2 rRNA genes (1 of these 2 cut by a window edge) are annotated in these 2,500 nt (G+C 54.0%); both read right to left on the reverse strand.

What is annotated here, in order from left to right:
• Nucleotides 1–74: ribosomal RNA gene (gene rrf, locus NQ204_RS19445) — 5S ribosomal RNA — on the reverse strand; the annotation flags it as partial.
• Between the two features lie 127 nt (nt 75–201).
• Nucleotides 202–2,500 (reverse strand): 23S ribosomal RNA (locus NQ204_RS19450); it runs 582 nt beyond the window's last position.

Raw genomic sequence — 2,500 nt, forward strand, 5'->3', positions numbered from 1 at the left:
CCATCGGCGCAGCTGCGTTTCACTTCCGAGTTCGGGATGGGATCGGGTGGTTCCACAGCGCTAATTTCACCAGGGAGGCTTTTGGAGAGTCGCACTCGTCCCTGGGGGGACAAGGCGCCAGCCTCGCATAGTTCTTGTGACGTAGCGTGCACTTGGATGCTCTTACGACGTTGTCGTAAAGCCAAGGCAACTTGAGGTTATATGGTCAAGCCACACGGATCATTAGTATCAGTTAGCTCAATACATTGCTGTACTTACACACCTGACCTATCAACCACATAGTCTATATGGTTCCTTCAGGGGGCTTGTGCCCCGGGAGATCTCATCTTGAGGCGCGCTTCCCGCTTAGATGCTTTCAGCGGTTATCGCTTCCGAACATAGCTACCCGGCAATGCCACTGGCGTGACAACCGGAACACCAGAGGTTCGTCCACTCCGGTCCTCTCGTACTAGGAGCAGCCCCTCTCAAATCTCCAACGCCCATGGCAGATAGGGACCGAACTGTCTCACGACGTTCTGAACCCAGCTCGCGTACCACTTTAAATGGCGAACAGCCATACCCTTGGGACCGACTACAGCCCCAGGATGTGATGAGCCGACATCGAGGTGCCAAACACCGCCGTCGATATGAACTCTTGGGCGGTATCAGCCTGTTATCCCCGGAGTACCTTTTATCCGTTGAGCGATGGCCCTTCCATACAGAACCACCGGATCACTAAGTCCTAGTTTCCTACCTGCTTGATCCGTCGATCTTGCAGTCAAGCACGCTTATGCCTTTGCACACAGTGCGCGATGTCCGACCGCGCTGAGCGTACCTTCGAGCTCCTCCGTTACTCTTTAGGAGGAGACCGCCCCAGTCAAACTACCCACCATACACGGTCCCCGACCCAGATAATGGGCCTAGGTTAGAACGTCAAGCACGACAGGGTGGTATTTCAAGGATGGCTCCGCCACAGCTAGCGCCATGGTTTCATAGCCTCCCACCTATCCTACACAGACGAACTCAACGTTCAGTGTAAAGCTATAGTAAAGGTTCACGGGGTCTTTCCGTCTTGCCACGGGAACGCTGCATCTTCACAGCGATTTCAATTTCACTGAGTCTCGGGTGGAGACAGCGCCGCTGTCGTTACGCCATTCGTGCAGGTCGGAACTTACCCGACAAGGAATTTCGCTACCTTAGGACCGTTATAGTTACGGCCGCCGTTTACTGGGGCTTCGATCAAGAGCTTCGCCTTGCGGCTGACCCCATCAATTAACCTTCCAGCACCGGGCAGGCGTCACACCCTATACGTCCACTTTCGTGTTTGCAGAGTGCTGTGTTTTTGATAAACAGTCGCAGCGGCCTGGTTACTGCGACCCTCTTCAGCTATAGCTCGCACGAGCCACCAAAAAGGGTGCACCTTCTCCCGAAGTTACGGTGCCATGTTGCCTAGTTCCTTCACCCGAGTTCTCTCAAGCGCCTGAGAATTCTCATCCTACCCACCTGTGTCGGTTTACGGTACGGTCTGCGTAAGCTGAAGCTTAGGAGCTTTTCCTGGAAGCGTGGTATCAGTGACTTCGCCATAAAGGCTCGTCTCGGTGCTCGGTCTTAAAGGATCCCGGATTTGCCAAAGATCCAAACCTACCGCCTTTCCCCAGGACAACCAACGCCTGGTACACCTAACCTTCTCCGTCCCTCCATCGCACTTACGCGAGGTGCAGGAATATTAACCTGCTTCCCATCGACTACGACTTTCGTCCTCGCCTTAGGGGCCGACTCACCCTGCGCCGATTAACGTTGCGCAAGGAAACCTTGGGCTTTCGGCGTGCGGGTTTTTCACCCGCATTATCGTTACTCATGTCAGCATTCGCACTTCCGATACCTCCAGCAGACTTCTCAATCCACCTTCAACGGCTTACGGAACGCTCCTCTACCGCGTACATATAAATATGCACACCCCAAGCTTCGGTTCACTGCTTAGCCCCGTTAAATCTTCCCCGCAGACCGACTCGACCAGTGAGCTATTACGCTTTCTTTAAAGGGTGGCTGCTTCTAAGCCAACCTCCTGGCTGTCTGTGCCTTTCCACATGGTTTTCCACTTAGCAGTGAATTTGGGACCTTAGCTGTGGGTCTGGGTTGTTTCCCTTTTCACGACGGACGTTAGCACCCGCCGTGTGTCTCCCATACAGTCCGTCTCGGTATTCGGAGTTTGCAATGGTTTGGTAAGTCGCGATGACCCCCTAGCCATAACAGTGCTCTACCCCCGAGAGGATACATATGAGGCGCTACCTAAATAGCTTTCGAGGAGAACCAGCTATCTCCGGGTTCGATTAGCTTTTCACTCCTAATCACAGCTCATCCCCGTCTTTTGCAACAGACGTGGGTTCGGGCCTCCAGTACCTGTTACGGCACCTTCACCCTGGCCATGACTAGATCACCCGGTTTCGGGTCTACTGCCCGCGACTATGCGCCCTTATCAGACTCGGTTTCCCTTCGCCTCCCCTATACGGTTAAGCTTGCC

It is taken from the genome of Stenotrophomonas testudinis, assembly GCF_024499815.1.
Taxonomy (GTDB): domain Bacteria; phylum Pseudomonadota; class Gammaproteobacteria; order Xanthomonadales; family Xanthomonadaceae; genus Stenotrophomonas.